16 protein-coding genes and 3 pseudogenes are annotated in these 15,168 nt (G+C 64.0%); 10 read left to right on the plus strand and 9 right to left on the minus strand.

Annotation, left to right across the window (positions count from 1 at the left end):
• Nucleotides 1–468 (plus strand): WD40 repeat domain-containing protein (locus AC4D2R_RS09955; protein WP_490939779.1); only part of this gene is annotated, 468 nt, incomplete at its 5' end.
• Nucleotides 469–862: 394 nt separating this feature from the next.
• On the opposite strand, the gene AC4D2R_RS09960 is transcribed toward AC4D2R_RS09955, so the two are convergent.
• Together AC4D2R_RS09960 and AC4D2R_RS09965 are read right to left on the minus strand one after the other, a co-directional pair.
• Nucleotides 863–1,948, minus strand: a complete 1,086-nt coding sequence (locus AC4D2R_RS09960; RefSeq protein WP_490939781.1) for an alpha/beta fold hydrolase — start codon at nt 1,946–1,948, stop codon at nt 863–865.
• A gap of 60 nt (nt 1,949–2,008) precedes the next feature.
• A complete protein-coding gene (locus AC4D2R_RS09965) occupies nt 2,009–2,455 on the minus strand; it encodes a VOC family protein (protein ID WP_490939783.1) in 447 nt (148 codons plus the stop codon).
• Nucleotides 2,456–2,773: 318 nt separating this feature from the next.
• On the opposite strand from AC4D2R_RS09965, the gene AC4D2R_RS09970 reads away from it, so the two are divergent.
• Nucleotides 2,774–3,376 carry a TetR/AcrR family transcriptional regulator gene (locus tag AC4D2R_RS09970; RefSeq protein ID WP_490939785.1) on the plus strand — a complete coding sequence of 201 codons (603 nt, stop codon included), beginning with the start codon at nt 2,774–2,776 and terminating at the stop codon, nt 3,374–3,376.
• A 617-nt stretch (nt 3,377–3,993) separates the two neighbouring features.
• Here the strand turns inward: AC4D2R_RS09970 and AC4D2R_RS09975 are convergent.
• The gene (locus AC4D2R_RS09975; protein WP_490939787.1) at nt 3,994–4,119 is read right to left on the minus strand and encodes a hypothetical protein; all 126 of its coding nucleotides are present in this window, start codon (nt 4,117–4,119) and stop codon (nt 3,994–3,996) included.
• Between the two features lie 430 nt (nt 4,120–4,549).
• Here AC4D2R_RS09975 and AC4D2R_RS09980 point away from each other — a divergent pair, with 430 nt between their 5' ends.
• Entirely contained in the window at nt 4,550–5,782 is a 1,233-nt protein-coding gene (locus AC4D2R_RS09980; protein ID WP_490939789.1) for a saccharopine dehydrogenase family protein, read from the plus strand.
• Nucleotides 5,783–6,161: 379 nt separating this feature from the next.
• On the opposite strand, the gene AC4D2R_RS09985 is transcribed toward AC4D2R_RS09980, so the two are convergent.
• Both AC4D2R_RS09985 and AC4D2R_RS09990 read right to left on the minus strand, forming a co-directional pair.
• On the minus strand, nt 6,162–7,685 hold the full coding sequence (locus AC4D2R_RS09985; protein WP_490939791.1) for a multicopper oxidase family protein: 1,524 nt from the start codon (nt 7,683–7,685) through the stop codon (nt 6,162–6,164).
• A gap of 62 nt (nt 7,686–7,747) precedes the next feature.
• Nucleotides 7,748–8,173 carry a hypothetical protein gene (locus AC4D2R_RS09990; protein ID WP_490939793.1) on the minus strand — a complete coding sequence of 142 codons (426 nt, stop codon included), beginning with the start codon at nt 8,171–8,173 and terminating at the stop codon, nt 7,748–7,750.
• Between the two features lie 170 nt (nt 8,174–8,343).
• On the opposite strand from AC4D2R_RS09990, the gene AC4D2R_RS09995 reads away from it, so the two are divergent.
• From AC4D2R_RS09995 to AC4D2R_RS10010, 4 genes are all read left to right on the plus strand, one after another.
• Nucleotides 8,344–9,507 (plus strand): sensor histidine kinase, encoded by a 1,164-nt coding sequence (locus AC4D2R_RS09995; RefSeq protein WP_490939795.1) that lies wholly within the window; start codon nt 8,344–8,346, stop codon nt 9,505–9,507.
• Nucleotides 9,504–10,193 carry a response regulator transcription factor gene (locus AC4D2R_RS10000; protein WP_490939797.1) on the plus strand — a complete coding sequence of 230 codons (690 nt, stop codon included), beginning with the start codon at nt 9,504–9,506 and terminating at the stop codon, nt 10,191–10,193. The genes AC4D2R_RS09995 and AC4D2R_RS10000 overlap by 4 nt, the downstream gene beginning before the upstream one ends.
• A 471-nt stretch (nt 10,194–10,664) precedes the next feature.
• Nucleotides 10,665–11,075 carry a hypothetical protein gene (locus AC4D2R_RS10005; protein ID WP_490939799.1) on the plus strand — a complete coding sequence of 137 codons (411 nt, stop codon included), beginning with the start codon at nt 10,665–10,667 and terminating at the stop codon, nt 11,073–11,075.
• 34 nt (nt 11,076–11,109) lie between these two features.
• Nucleotides 11,110–11,490, plus strand: a complete 381-nt coding sequence (locus AC4D2R_RS10010) for a hypothetical protein (RefSeq protein ID WP_490939801.1) — start codon at nt 11,110–11,112, stop codon at nt 11,488–11,490.
• Nucleotides 11,491–12,291: 801 nt separating this feature from the next.
• On the opposite strand, the pseudogene AC4D2R_RS10015 reads toward AC4D2R_RS10010, so the two are convergent.
• Nucleotides 12,292–12,633 (minus strand): annotated as a pseudogene (locus tag AC4D2R_RS10015) (IS30 family transposase); the annotation flags it as partial.
• Nucleotides 12,634–12,826: 193 nt separating this feature from the next.
• On the opposite strand from AC4D2R_RS10015, the gene AC4D2R_RS10020 reads away from it, so the two are divergent.
• Nucleotides 12,827–13,063: a hypothetical protein gene (locus AC4D2R_RS10020; protein ID WP_490939803.1), complete on the plus strand. Its 237-nt coding sequence runs from the start codon at nt 12,827–12,829 to the stop codon at nt 13,061–13,063.
• Between the two features lie 42 nt (nt 13,064–13,105).
• Nucleotides 13,106–13,555, plus strand: a complete 450-nt coding sequence (locus AC4D2R_RS10025) for a VOC family protein (RefSeq protein WP_490939805.1) — start codon at nt 13,106–13,108, stop codon at nt 13,553–13,555.
• A gap of 88 nt (nt 13,556–13,643) precedes the next feature.
• Here the strand turns inward: AC4D2R_RS10025 and AC4D2R_RS10030 are convergent, their stop codons facing one another.
• Nucleotides 13,644–13,988: an SRPBCC family protein gene (locus AC4D2R_RS10030; protein WP_490939807.1), complete on the minus strand. Its 345-nt coding sequence runs from the start codon at nt 13,986–13,988 to the stop codon at nt 13,644–13,646.
• Here AC4D2R_RS10030 and AC4D2R_RS10035 point away from each other — a divergent pair.
• A pseudogene (locus AC4D2R_RS10035) lies at nt 13,978–14,079 on the plus strand (alpha/beta hydrolase); the annotation flags it as partial. The gene AC4D2R_RS10030 and the pseudogene AC4D2R_RS10035 overlap by 11 nt on opposite strands.
• Nucleotides 14,080–14,252: 173 nt before the next feature.
• Here the strand turns inward: AC4D2R_RS10035 and AC4D2R_RS10040 are convergent.
• Together AC4D2R_RS10040 and AC4D2R_RS10045 are read right to left on the minus strand one after the other, a co-directional pair.
• Nucleotides 14,253–14,535, minus strand: a pseudogene (locus AC4D2R_RS10040) (transposase); the annotation flags it as partial.
• A gap of 189 nt (nt 14,536–14,724) precedes the next feature.
• A partial coding sequence (locus tag AC4D2R_RS10045) for a serine hydrolase (RefSeq protein ID WP_490939809.1) occupies nt 14,725–15,168 on the minus strand: 444 nt, incomplete at its 5' end.

Here is a 15,168-nt window from a genome sequence, read left to right on the forward strand (position 1 = left end):
GTTCTGGCGGTGGCGTTCAGCCCGGACAGCGCGATGATCGCCTCCGCCGGCCGCGACCGGACGGTGCGGCGGTGGGACGCCGCCACCGGCGTGCCGATCGGGGAGCCGCTCAGCGGCCACACGGAGCAGGTCGTGAGGATGGCGTTCAATCCGGAGGGCCCGAGCATTGTCTCTGCCCAGGAGGATGGGACGGTGCGGCGGTGGAACGCTACCACCGGGGCTCCGATGGGCCAGCCATTGACCGCCTACATCGACCATGTCGGGACAGTGATGTTCAGTTCGGACGGCACGAAGATCGCAGCGGCCAGCATCGACCACAAGCTGCGGGTATTCCCGATTGATGTTGAGGCGTGGCTCCAGCACGCCTGCACAATAGCCAAGCGCAACCTCACTCAGGAAGAGTGGGATAAGTTCGTTGGGCGCGACCGGCCGTACCACCGAACATGTCCAGGACTTCCTGCCGGATAGACATTCCCGCCGGCTTCGCAGCAACATGCTGCCCCGACCGCGGAGCACGCCGCGGTGACCGTACGCCCAGCGGTCCAACTTTTGTGAACTCCTGAAATGGATGAACCTTGCGCCCGTTCGGTCGCTCAAGCCGCTGACATAGTCAACGGGTTGGGGGAACCACGATCAATAGATCCTCGACCACACCACCAGTCCATGGCCCGCGTCGAATCTTCACGGAGGCAGTGCGTTCTTGCGTTGAGCAATGGACAACCTGGTTTACCGGCGGGATGGGCCGCGGCGTAAGGAAACCTCCCTGCGCTGCTGACTGTGGTTACGTCCGGTGCTCCGATGCCGCGAAGCCCACCACCGGGACGGTGGTGGGCTTCGCGGGCCTGCTGTGGTCAACCAGTCGTTACTTGGTGTTCCCGTGAGGTGCCAGGAAGTCTTGCAGCACCTTGACCAGTTCCTCGGGTGCCTGTTCGGCGACCCAGTGGCCGGCACCGGGGATGACGGCGGTCTGGACCTGTGGGGCGGCGGCCTTGATACCTTCGGCTGCGGCGGGTCCCCAGCTGTTTTCTCCACCGATCCCGAGGACGGGGATGGTCAGCGGGGTCTTGGCGCGTTCGGCGTTCTGAGCGAGGGTGGTGTCCCATGCGCGGTAGAGCCCGAAGCTGGCGCGCAGGGTGTCCTTGTCGCGGTTGTACTGGTTGATGTAGTACTTGATCGCCTTATTGGGCAGCGTTTCCCCGCCGCCTTGGATTTTGAACTCGTAGCGGTAGAACGCGTCCGCGTTGCTGCGCACCAGGTCGATGATCAGCTCGTCGTCGACCCGGTTGAAGGGGATGTGCCAGAGCCGGTTGTTGGTGGCCTCGTCAAGGAACAGCGGGGGGCCCTGCGGGGTGATCCCTGGAGGGCCTGGGATCTCGGCACCTGCGAAGCGCTCTACCCGGTCGCGGTGATCGGCGGCCAGGGCATAGCCGATGATGTACCCGGTGTCGTGGCCGACCACGGAGAACTCCTCATGTCCGAGTTCGGTCATCAGGGCGGCAAGGTCATCGGCCAGGGTGGCGGTGTCGTAGCCGCCTGCGGGCTTCTCTGTCAGGCCGATGCCGCGCTGGTCGACGGCGATCACGGTGTGGTTCTCGGCCAACGGCTGCATCACTGAACGCCATGCGGAGGAGTCCTCCGGCCAGCCGTGCACCAGGAGCACCGCGGGGCCCTCACCGCCGACGACCGCGTGCTGGCGAATGCCGTTGGCCTCGACGAACCTGCTCTCGAAGGTGTCGCTGAAGCCTGCGGGCAGCGTCTGCTGTCCGCTGGTTACCCAGCTTTCCGGCCCCGGCTTGGAAGCTGAGGCCCCGGTCGACACCGAGCCGACGACGAGCGCGGCGGCGATCGCCGCTGCGGCGCCGATCCACCTGCGTCGTGCACGCCGGGCGGGTCGCTGCGACGTTGCGTGGAGATCTTCCTGATCTGGATCAGAAGCAGGGTTGTACATGGAGGTCCCCTTTCATGAGACTCACCGAAGGTAAGGAGTGTTGGTCGTCAGGCTTGACGGTTAGATGCGTCCGGGGAAGCGGGTGGTGATTTCCTGGAGGATGAACTCGTTGCCCTCGGGATCGTTGAAGATCGCGAAGGAGAAGTAGCTGGCGCGCTCCGGGGCCAGGCCCGGGGTGCGTCCCTCGGTCCGGACGCTCGGGATGCCGCCCTGGGCCTCGTGGAAGACCTCGGTGATCTCGATGCCGCGGGCGGCGATATCGGCGCGTGCCGCCTCGACGTCGTCGACGATGAGGTAGGTGCCGCGGGTGGAGCCTGGGGCGGCGTCGGTGAGGCCGTTGCTGATGATGAAGGACGCCGCGGATCCGGTCGGGGTGTAGTGCACCGCCCGGAAGCCGCCCTCGCCCTGGATGTCGACGTCGAGGCGCCAGTCGAGCTTGTCGTAGAACGCCTTGGCGCGGTCTACATCGGCGACGGGCAGGATGATGAGTTCGAGCTTGTAGTCCATGGTTCTGTTCCTGACTGGTTGTGATGGATAGTGCACATTAGGTGGCGGGTCGGTGCCTTGGGGTTGCCCAGCGCAGGTTTCTGGCGCTGCAGGCAGTCCGTATTTTGCGACTGCACTCATAACCGAGTGGACTCATAACCTATTCCCGGGGCTGCGTGCGGCACGGAAGGGTTCAGCATCAATCGGGAGGAAATCGGATCGACCGGTTCGGTCGCAGCGTTGGTGGTGACGGAAGAATGGTCCCTGGCGCTTGCACTCGGCGCGATGGGGACTATGCTCAAACCGAGCACACTCAGAAAATATCCGGGAGGGTCCGTCATGTCTGTCGCCTCTCGGCCGCTGGGCCGGCGTGAACGGAACAAACAGGAGAAGTTGGAACGGATCATCGCCGCAGCCAGCGAACTGTTCGCCGAGCACGGGGTGGACGATGTCACGACCCAGCAGATTGCCGATAAGGCCGATATCGGCACGGGAACCCTCTTCCTCTATGCCAGGAACAAGGGCGAACTCCTGCTGCTGGTGGAGAACGCCACATACGCGGCAGCGCTTGAGCGGGGCCGGGCGGATGCCGAGGCCGCCCCAAATGTGCTGGAGGCCGCTCTCGTCATCGTGCGCCCCATTGTGGAGTGCAACCGAGCCCACGCCGAAAATGGCCGCACGTACCTGCGCGAGATGATCTTCGGGGACCCCAGCGAGCCGAACCACGGCGACGCCCTGGCCATCATCGCGGAGAGCGAGAAGATCCTCACCGCAGCGGTCCAACGAGACGAGCGGTTCGGAGGAGAAGATGCCGCAACGGTCGCGCGGACCATATCCTCGGTCCTCTTTTTCAGCATGGCGGTAGGCACCAACGCCTCCCTGGGCGTCGAGGGGGTTATGAAGGATATCCGGCGGCAGCTGGCCCTCGTGCTGCATCGATAGTGCCGCCCTGGCACGACCTGCGGCTGACCAGACGTAGCCGATCGGTGCCAAGAGTCATATGACGGGGTTGAAGGGTCGGCCCCCGGCTCTCGACTGGCCGCTTTGTGTCTCTGTAGCCGTCAGCGGGCAACCGGAGGTCGCCGCAACCTACGTCTGCTTGTGGTGAGGGTGCCCAGGAGACGTTGATGCTCGGTGACTGCTTCGCCTGAGCTGCTCGACGAGGATCACCAGGTCAAGAAACCCTCGCCTTAGTCATGTACCTACACCGCCGCTCCCCCATGAAGTAGTAAGTAAGCCCAAGCCGGGCTTCGCGAGAGAAAGGAGGCACCCCACCCCAGGAAAACTCCAACCCAGCCACCAGATCAGGCAACCGGACCGCACACATTCGGCCGGATTGTCCACAGTCAGAGAGCACAACAGCCCCTGACGTGGGAAACATGTGCCCGAAGTGGGACTCGAACCGGACTCCAAGCCCCGGAAATCCACCACTCCCCCGAAACATCCGTAATCCGGCCCGATCCGGCACGGTACGGCCCAGTCCGAGGGCCGAAAGTGTGGACATTGTCCACACCCCCAACCTCCCCACTCTTCTCGGCTCATACCCACAACCGGCGAGGTCACTCCCCGTCGGCGTCGACATGGTGTGGAGCGTCGGGGATGTCGACGGGTTCGGTCACTGCCTTGAAGTTGGCCACCTCGGCATCATCAAATCTCGTCCTAATCCGGATTCTGAGGAAGCTCACACGTAGCGATCGGCCTCCGGCGGCCAGGAGCCAACTTTCCAGGTAAGCTGCGACGCCGTCGTCGTGGTGCAGTCCGGTGCCGGATGGGCGCCCGGTGGCACCTAGTGGATCTGGTCGGCCCGGTATAGATGACGATGAAGCCTGACACTCCGGCCCGAATCAGTCCCAGACTCAGCATGGCGGGCCCGGGCGGCGCAGCCGGCGCACCGCCGTGCCAGCAAGGAAGAGAACTCCGGACCCAATCCGAAAGCTCCAGCACACCAGGCTGGTCGTTTCGGCGATGAGGGCTAGCCCGTCGATTCCAGGGCATCGGCCGTCGCGATCCAGTGATGATCTGCGATCTAGTTTCAGGGTGACGAGGCGCTTCAGCTACAGGAGAGGCATGCACTTCTGGGCGTCGGTCCGGCCGCTGCCGTGGAAGACTGCTGGCATGGAGGCCCCAGCGCGCGACCACGACCTCGTCCTCTTCGGTGCGACCGGCTTCGTCGGTGAACTAATCGCCGGATATCTTGCGGACCACGCTCCGCCGGACCTGCGCGTGGGGCTCGCCGGGAGGTCGAGGGCGAAGCTCGAGGCCATACGGTCCAGACTGCCCGTCGCCGCACACGACTGGGCCCTCATTGAGGCCGACTCGGATCACCCTGACTCGCTTGCTGCGCTGGCCGCGGGCACCAGGGTTCTCTTCACCACGGTGGGTCCCTACGCGAAGTACGGACTGCCCGTCGTCGAGGCGTGTGCCCGCGCCGGCACCCACTACGGGGACCTGACGGGCGAGATATCCTTCGTCCGTGAAGCCATCGACCGGTGCGACGCCCTGGCAAGGACTACCGGTGCAAGGATCGTCCATGCGTGCGGCTACGACTCCGTTCCGTCGGACCTCGCGGTGCTCCTCATACACCAGGCCGTGGAGGCCGACGGCGCGGGCGGACTGACCGAGGTGCAGCTCCTCGCCAGGGCGAAGGGTGGCTTCAGCGGCGGCACCATCGCGTCGATGCGTGGGCAGCTCGAGGGCATGCGGTCGGACCCTGTGCTGCGATCGCTCGCGGGCGATCCCTACTCCCTCAGTCCGGACCGGACGGCGGAACCCTCGACCCGGCAGCCGGCGGACCTGGGGTGGGTCGGCCGTGCGGAAGACGGCCTGCGGACCGCGCCCTTCATCATGGCGTCAGCGAACACGCGGATCGTGCGTCGCAGCAACGCCCTGCAGGGTTGGGCCTACGGCCGGTCCCTGCGGTACGGCGAGGTGATGGGTATGGGGCGGGGGCCGGTCGGAGCCGTCGTGGCCGGAGCGACGGCGCTCGGCCTACGAGTGTTCGGAGCCGCACTGGCCCTACCTCTCACGAGGAAACTACTGGACCGCGTCCTTCCGTCGCCCGGTGCGGGCCCGAGCGAGGCCACGCGGCGCTCAGGCTGGTTCCGTTCCCAAGTGACTGCTTCCACCGAGAGCGGCCGGCGGTACCGGGCCGTCGCAGCCGGGCCCGGCGACCCGGGATACGCCGCCACCGCCGTGATGGCCGGGGAGACAGCGCTCTCACTTGCCCTCGACGGCGACCGCCTGCCGCCCGCCGCGGGATCGCTGACCCCAGCGACCGCCCTCGGCGACGTCCTGGTAGATCGGCTGCGCGCAGCAGGCCATACCTACGAAGTCATTTCCCTCGCCTGACCTGCAGGAAGCGGCGCACTGGTCGTACATGGTGCAACACCTCGGGACGAGCAGCAAAACCCATCTCAACTCACTAAGACAGCGGCGACGCTTCCGCACACCGTTTCTGCCGCACCAACAATCCGCTTGAGGCGTAGCCATACCTACCGGTGCTCAATCGGTCGCTTGTTCACGCCTCAAGATTGGGGCGTGAGGAGTCACAGGACCCAGTCGAGGACCTGTGGAAAACGCATTGCTGTTAGCGCCCCCTCATCGTGCATTTCACCGTGCGGGGTATACGTACCTCGAACGCCTGCAGAGCGCGTTCGATTAACCGGCTTCAGGAAGCCGCACGGCTAGGGAACGTCAAAAGCGACACCACCGATCCATAGCATCAGTGTTAGACCACCTCGAAGTTGGCCATCATCATCATGTCTTCGTGTTCGAGATTGTGGCAGTGGAAGACATACCTGCCGCGGTAGCCGTCGAACCGGATGAGGAGTTCGACCCGGCCGCCGTTGTCGAGGTTAACCGTGTCTTTCCAGCCCTGGTTGTAGCGGCCGGGATCATTGTTGCCGTTCCGGCCGAGGACTTGGAAGGGTGCGAGGTGGATGTGAAAAGGGTGCTCGACGTTGGCGGCGCGGATCGTCCATTTCTCCGTCGTACCGAACCTGGGCTCCGCAACGACGGTGTCGGGGCTGAAGGGCCTGCCGTTCACGGTCCACAGGGTCATGCCATGGGCCTCGGCACCACCGCGCGCGAAGACGAACTCCCTCTCAACGGAGACGTCGTCAGCTGAGAGAGTCTCGAGGTCGACCAGCCGGTCGGGCACGACGCCGGTGTCCGTTTCGCGCCGCGTGACAATAAACCGCATGATCTCGGCGGTCCGGCCCCCACCCCGCTCGTTCGTCATGGTGATCTCGTCACCGACATCATGCCCGGAGAAGTCCACGATGACGTCGAAGCGCTCCGCCTGGGCGATGTCGATTTCCTCGTGCTCGATCGGTGTGGAGATCAGCCCGAGGTCGCTTCCGACCTGGATGAAGTGTTGTCCGCCGTCGAGCTTGAGGCGATAGCGGCGGGCGTTGGAGGCGTTGAGAATCCGGAAGCGGTACTTCACGGCAACGACTTCCAGCACCGGCCACGGGGCACCGTTGACGAGGATGCAGTCCCCCAGGACCCCGCTCATATAGTCCGCTGTGACGCCGGGGGTTCCTTCCAATGTGGGGTCGACGGAGGGGTACAGGAAGGAGCCGTCGGCAGCGAACGCGCGGTCCGTGATCATCAGTGGGATGTCACGATCTCCGCTGGGCAGCCCGAGCGCGTCCTCGACGTTGTCGTGGATGAGATGGAAGCCGGCCAGCCCGTGGTAGACCTGGGGGCCGGTGAAGTCCATCCGATGATCGTGATACCACAGGGTGGCTGCGGGTTGGTTCATCTCATAGACGTAGTCCCTGCTCCGGGCTGTCGTGGCGCCCCCGTGGTGGGAGTGTTGGCCCCCGCCGACGAGAGGCAGGATGAGATCGGTTGGGTATCCGTCATGCTCCGGGGCGGTCCTGCCGCCGTGAAGATGGACGCTCACCGGGACGGGAAGCTCGTTGCGGTGTGTAACGATGGTGCGCCTGCCGCGGCGCGAGATGATTGTGGGCCCGGGAAACAGTCCGTCATAACCCCAGACTTCGGTCATGCATCCGGGCAGGATCGACGCGAGACCGGCCTTCTGGGTGATCTCGTAGTGGTCCGTTGTCTCATCAGCGCTCACCGGCTTGAGGACGGGCGGGACCGGAAGACGGGCACGGAAAGCACCAGGTAATGTGAGCCGGCTTTTCAACAGGCGGCCAGCGCTGCCCTCGATGCTGTTGTTCGAACCACCGCTATCGATGGTGCAGCCGGCCAGAAAGCTGGAAAGGGTGAAGCCGGTCATGGTTACGCCACCTGCTTTCAGAAGCGTACGCCGCGACACTGCACGCGCCTCGCGGCTGGCCATCAGCGGGTTACCCGTGACGGGCTGCGGCCCACGCGCACCCGCTGGAGGAGGAGGGCCAGTCCGCCGCTGAGAAGGCCCCAGAGTGCGTTGGTGATGAGCAGCGGGATGATGGCCAGCGGCATCGCGAGGGGTCCTTGCAGCTCTCCGGTGAGGATCGGGGAAAGCACGCCGCTGAGCACGATCGAGGCCAGCGCATAGGCGAGTCCGGCAGCGACCAGGGTGAGGACCGGGTGAGGCACCCGGCTGAGGCCGACGATGAGGACCCAGGCCGCGGTAATGGCGGCGGTAAGGATCAATGGGGTTGCCGGTTTACCGAGGGCATCGCTCAATCCCACGATGGAGAACAGCGGCCGGATCAGCGCGAGGGCGGTCAGACCGAGGATCAGCGGCCAGTGAAGGTTTCGGATGAGCGCGGATGATTTCATAGCTTCCACGCTAGGTCCGCACCGGGTCCGGGCGTGTCAGCCTATTCTCGTCACTTGCTGCGGGTGCCTGCGTCACGGAGCGACGTTCGGTTGTCGCTTTTGGATGTACACCCGCGGGGGTGCTGCGGTGCCACCATTGAAGGACTGGACACCGACATCAGGAGCAAAACATGTCCGCGGAGACAGCTGCGCACGACGATGAGGTTCCGGCCTGGGTGCTCACCGTCCTGGTCGCCGTGGGGCAGGCCGTGGTGGTCGCGCTCATCATTGCCGTCGGCTCGGGCACCGGCGCGGACCAACGCTACGGCCCATACCTGTTCGCGGCAGGCTTTGGTGCGCTTCTGCTGTTCCGCAGGGAGCTGCCCGTGGGCGTCCTGGCCCTGAGCATCCTTGGAGTGTTCATCTACTACGCCATCGACTATCCGCCGATCGGCATGGCCGTCCCGGTCGTCGGTGCTTTCTACAGCGCCGCGGACCGCCGACGGGTCCTCACAGCGTCCCTCGCAGGAGTAGTACTGCTGGCGGTGTCGCTGTTCTTCCGAACGAGCGACGGCGAATCAAGCGCCGTCCTCGCCTATGACGTCATCACCAACGCAGCCCTCATCGGGTGCGCCATCGCACTGGCGTTGGCCGTCAGCAGCCGTCGTGCCCTGCGTGCTCAGCACGAGCGCATGGTCCGTCTTGAGCGCAGGCACCACCAGGAAAGGACCGCCCGGCAGCTCGAAGCAGAACGCCTTCAGATCGCACGTGATGTCCATGACTCAATCGGACATGCCCTGTCACTCGTCTCCGTACAAGCCCGCGTAGCACAGCAAGCCCTGGGCAACGACGACGACGCAGCCGTCCACGCGCTCGACAATGTTGTCAGTGCCACGGGATCGTCGCTGGGAGACCTGCGCCGCACAATCGCCATGCTCCGGGCAGATCCCGACACAACTGATCACGCACCGCTGACCCTCACCGGCATAGAGACCACGGCACAGGCGGCACGCGATGCCGGACTCGACGTTGACCTCCTGATCGATGTCGGCGCCGCCTCCATCACCGCATCCACGGCAAGCACAGCCTTCCGCATCGTTCAGGAAGCGATGACCAACGTGCTCCGGCACGCACAGGCAACAACCGTGACAGTGATCGTCCGGGTGAAAGACGACGGGTTGTACCTCCGGATCATCGACGACGGCGTGGGCGCCGACACGGACACCCTCGTCGAGGGTCGCGGCCTGGCAGGCATGCGAGAACGTGCGGCGCTGCTCGGCGGCGACGTCAGAATCGGGGCAGGTCCGTCCGGCTTCACCGTCAACGCCATGCTTCCGATCGGAGACCACAAATGATCAGGGTCGTCATCGCCGAAGACGAGGCGCTTCTGCGCAGCGGTCTGATAGCCCTCGCCGAACACGACGGCGACATCATGATCGTCGCCGAAGCGGACCAGGGGGGAGCCGCGCTGGCCCGGGTACGGGAGACCCGACCAGATGTTGTTCTCATGGATATCCGCATGCCCGGACTCGACGGCATCACCGCAACGCAACTCATCACCGAAGATCCCAACCTCGCCACCATCCCCGTTCTGGTCCTGACGACATTCGCCGAGGACCAAACAGTCATCGAGGCGCTAAGAGCCGGAGCTGCCGGCTACCTCCTCAAGGACATCGCCCCCCAGGAACTGCGCCAGGCCATCCGGACCGTAGCCGCAGGCCAGCCGGCGCTCTCCCCGGAAGTGACCGCCACGCTCATGCGAACCGCCGCCAGCTCACGCACCGCCGCTGATCCCCACCTCATCGCTCACCTGGCCCCTCGGGAAATCGAAGTTCTGGCAGAAATCGGCCACGGAATGAACAACGCAGAAATAGCCGGACGCCTGTTCATCAGTCCCGCCACCGCCCGAACCTACGTGAGTAGACTCCTTCGTAAACTCAACGCCCGCGATCGATCCCAGCTCGTCGTCATTGCCCACCGCAGCGGCCTAATTGACGAGACCCGGTACCGAACGGCGAGCGACAACCCCCTACACCAATAGCGCGGATCACTGCGGCATCGTCGGGGACTGGCTCCCGATATCACCGAAATCCGACTGTGGAGGCGCTGGCGGGCGGGCTTCTGTCGAAGACACGACAGGTTGACCTGATCTTCGCCGCCGCCAGGTCCCACCCCGCCCGAAAGTATTGGGTGCCACCAAAGCGCGAAACCGCACCTTCCTCCTTGCCAGAACGACGGGGCTGGCTGCCCATCCTGCCCCCGTGAGTCCCAAATCAGCCGTGCAAAACTCTCCCCCAGAAAATCCATCCGTTGCCGCGCTAGACCCGCCCGCAAACCCGCCCGCTGAGGGATCGGATTACGGGCAGAATGCCTAACGTTTTCTCAGGCTCTATTCTTCGAGGATAGGATCCGAGTTCTGACCTTCACTTTCGCTTCCCGGCGGCCTTCTACTCAGCGGGCGTGGGAGCTTTTTGGGGCTGGTTCGTGGTTTTTGACGTATGGGGGATGAAGGATGAAGGCTGACCGGGCTGTAACTGCAGGGTTTCTGATGGCGGGGGTGCTCATGATGAGCGCCTGCGCTGTTGGAGTTGGAGCCTCCATGGGCGCCGCCGGAGGCTCCGCCTCCTCGCAGGAGCCCGCCGTTGGGGGCTACGAAGGATGGTGGAACAGCACCCCCGTCTCGGGTGATGCCTCCGGCCTGCCCAAGGAAACGGTGGCGGTCCGCACAGACACCGGCGAGGTCGTGGATGCTTCCACCCGGGACGAGAACGGGCGGGCCCAGGCCGTCGATCCGGGCGACGTCGAGTACTCAGTAGTAGTGAACCCGGCATGGCCCGACCAGTCGGTGGTCATCATCAACACCGAGACCAATGAAGTCATCGAAAGCTTCCGGGTCGACTCATCCGGCACACCCGTTGGCTAGGGACCGGGGTGCGCAGGTCTGTGTAGGTCCCACAGTGGACCCCGACTCCCGGCCAGGGTCCACCCGAGCCCACATCATCAGTGCGATTGTCATCCTCCTCGGCGCGGTGGTGTCCCTGCTACCGGCCTCGGGGTTCGCAATGTATCTGGGACTGCACCGGTACCGCATGGTCTGCACCCCGCAAACCGGGTACGGCTCCGGCTGCTACGAGGGCGAGCTGATGATCGTCTCGGTCCTCTTCGGAGCCTTCTTCCTTATGTGCGCGATATTCTCCTCGATAATCACCGGGGCCTACCGGTACAACCTAACCACCCGGCGGAAATGGTGGCCCTTCGCGGTGTTCTGCATCCTCGTCCTGCTGACCGTCGCCGTGGTCGCATTCAATTTCGCGACCGGCCCCAGGCAATACCCCTGAACAACAGCCGGGAACGGAGTTCTTCGCGCGGCGCCTTGTTCGGTACTGCCCGAACCCGTGACGACCCGCCCCGCCTCCTTCCCATAGGGATCACCCCTTTGCCGCGTTGAACCCGCCCGAGAAAGCGCCCGCTGGAGGATGGCGGATTCTGGTGGTCATTGCAACGGGGTGTTTTCAATCAGTTCGATCAGCTTTCGGAAGCCTAGTCTTTGTCGGTCGGTCGCCCCATCCCGGTGATGAGAACTGACGATAAGTGCACCCCGTGGGACCCTGACCGACACTCCGGCCCCTCTGAGGCAGATGGCGATCCAGGCGCTCCATCCGTTCTCCGTGAAGGACGAATCGACACAGTCTCCGCAGGCATTGTAAGAAGGTTGCCGGGGATGATTCCCCCGAAGCTCAACCACTGGTTCAATGATGTAACGAAGCATCTTCGCAAGTGAGGCCCGACGGGCTTCGCCCGGTCGACGGGAATGTGAGCATGGACCTGTTCAACACACTCTTCTTCGGGTTCGTCATAGTGCTGGTCATTCTCGTGGTTGCCGGCTTGATCAGGATGGTCCGGAGGTCTCCGCGTCAGAAGGGCCCATACCAAGGGTCTGCCGCTGCCATGGGAGGAGCCGCCTTGATGGGCAGGACCAATGGTTTCGGTGGCGACGGCGGTGGCGGTGGTGGCGACGGTGGTGGCGGTTGCGGGTAGCCGCCGTGGGACTACCCCACTGAGTGAGGCTTGCCCGAACTCCTCCATCTTTGTCGCCTGAAAGCCTGACGGCCCGGTAAGGAACTGAGGGATTTTGGCGGTCATTGCAAGAGAAGGTTTCCGATCAGTTCAATCGGCTTCTGGAACCCTAGTTGTTTGCGTGGCCGGTCGTTGAGTTCCTGGGCGACCCAGTCGAGATCCGCTTCGCTGTGGACACTCAGGTCCGTACCTTTCGGGAAGTACTGGCGTAGCAAACCGTTCGTGTTCTCGTTGATGCCGCGTTGCCAGGGCGAGTGCGGGTCGCAGAAATAGATCTTGATGCCGGTATCGATCGTCACGGCCTTCCAGTCCTGCATCTCGGTGCCCTGATCCCAGGTCAGTGAGTGCCGCAACGCCTCGGGCAGGGTCTTGATCTTCCTGGTCAGGGCCTCGCGCATCTGCTCTGGGTCCGGCCGGTCACGCATACCTGGACGTGACGGTCGGCGGCGGGGCCGCGGCCGCGGTCTGGGACACCGGAGCCGGCATCACGTAGTGAATGAGGACTTCATTGCCCGAAACCCGTAGTCCTTCACCGAGATTGAGCCGAGCACCGGTATGAATGCCTCCGGTGCCAGCGCCGAAACCAGAACGTACCTGATGAGCGGTGCCCGCATCGGCGGTGAGCCCTTCGCCACCCATAAGGTCGCCGCCGTCGACCTCAGCGCAGCCAACGCCACCCTCGCCAATCCAATGGACATGATTCTGGGCTACACCACGCTCCGCCCTACCACCTGGCACATGGACTTCACTCCTAGAGCGGTGCCGCAGGCCCATCCGAGCCACACGGTGATATGCACTCCTGCGCATAAGTCTGCAGGACTCACCGTGGACTGAGGCAATGACTTGTAGGGCATCGGAGATACCTAGACTGTTTCAATGTCGAGCAGTGTTTTCTTCCTTTACACACGCAGTAACAACATCGCGGCGTCTCGCCGGTTCTACTCCGATATGGTCGGGCTTGATCAGATCTGGGACGCGGTTGACGAGATTGCCTACAAAATCGGAGGCGCGGTCCAACTCTCCATCGGGTACGACCCGGAGGCGACATCCGGGAAGGAGTGGTCCTTCCAGCCCGGGTGGGTGTTTGGCCTAGGTATCGAGCCCACCCCTGTGCGCGCGCCCGCATCGTGGAGTATCCCACTGTCCCCTGAAGCGTTCTCAGGTGCCGTTGATCGGCTGCGCAAGGCAGGAACGGAGGCACTGCGATTTGAACCCTTTTGGGTTGGCTACTGGAGCTACGTGGTCAAAGACCCCATGGGACAGACCATCGAACTCACTGACCCGGTCAGTGCTTCCCTTGGTGGGGCGCGGCCCGCACGGGGATGACCTATTGATCGTTCTGGTTGCTCCAAGGCTTGCTCACACCCGGGCAGGGCCGGGGATTAATCCATACCCAGTGCACCGACACTAAGGATTATTCGTGTGTGGAGTTGATGAGTTCATCGTAGGTGGACCAGAAGTCGGCCATGGGGCGGGGATGACCGTGGAGCAGCGCTTCAAGGTGCAGAAGGTGCGTGTGCCAACCCGGCAAGTAATTAACGGCCTCGCCTCCAAGGCCGTCGTGCTGCAACGCCAAGTGGGTTGACTCACCTGCTGGGGTGAGCATGATTTGTACCTGCGAGGGCGGTTCGTCCGGGAACTCCCAGGTCATGCTCAGGAGCCGTCCCGGTTCACACTCCTGGATATGGCTGGTGCAGAAGTAGTCCTCGCCGTGCTGAATGATTACGGCGTTGCCCGTGACGAATTCCCCAGAAGCCAAGTACGCGGAGATTGAAGGAGCCCCTCATGGTCTCCTATGGACGCACGCCGACGAGGTGAACGCGGTACTCACCGAGTTCGTCAAGGGCTGACCGTTCTCGTCCCCTCCGCCTGCCGGAGCCTCGTCCGACTGATGTCGAGCGCCCCTTTGAACACAGTCCGTTGATTACCGATAAAAGAAGGGCCTGTCACCTACGGTTGACAGGCCCTTCTTTCGCCTTTGCTCGTCACTTCCTGATGGTGTTGACTCGCCCGGCGGACTAGGCGAGAACTCCCAGAGCTGCACGATCGCCGGATACCGCTGGGCTGCGGATTCGGCGAACCGGTCCTTCGCCGCGGCCCCGTGTGGAGCCGTGTGGACCGGTCTGAGGGCGTTGACGATACCGCCGCGGTGCCCTCGGCCGGCGTAGCGGAACGGGCTGCGGATCAGGTGCACCATGCATTGCTTCCTGAGCGTGCGCTGCCAGATGGTTGTGATCGCCTCCGGCAGGCTCTTGATTGAGCCCGCCGCAGACGGCGATGAACATGTCCTTGACGCCTCGACGTTTTTTTCGGTCGCAGGATCGATCGTCTCCGCTGTTGCGTCCGTCGCGAAGCCGGTCACGGCCCTCTGCTTCCGGATCAGGCCGGAACCCCACACACCGTTCTTCTTGCCGTCCGGTCACTCACCTCATGGCCGGTCACAACGAACTGCCTGCTGTCAGGAGACGTGCTGCGGTGCTGTGGTGGGTGTCGGGTCAGGGTGTGCTGAGGGCTTCGTCGAGGGCGTCGATGGACAAGCGGGCGAAATCGAGGAATTCTTCCGTGGCGCCGTCGAGGGGGCCGTCGTAGATGGCGGGCGGCAGTGCTGTGAGGGTGATGGTGACGGCGGTGCCGTCCTCTGCGACTGTGTTGAGGCTCTGGTAGCCGGGGATGTAGCCGTTGTGGCCCCAGGCGGTGCCGCCGCCCAGTTCGCTGCTTTCGATTCCCAGCCCGTACGTGGATCCGGGAATGATTTCGTCGCCGGTGGTGATGCCGGTGAGCATCTGGTCGAGTTCGGCCGGTTCCAGGAGCTCGCCCTCGAGGACGGCTTTCATGAAGGTGTTGAGCTCAGCCGGTGTGGATACCATGGCTCCTGCTGCCCAGGCCGTGGAAGGATCGTACTCGGTGACGTCGCGTAGTTCCCCCTTGGCGTCCTTGTG

This window comes from Arthrobacter sp. TJ-217 (assembly GCF_058269255.1).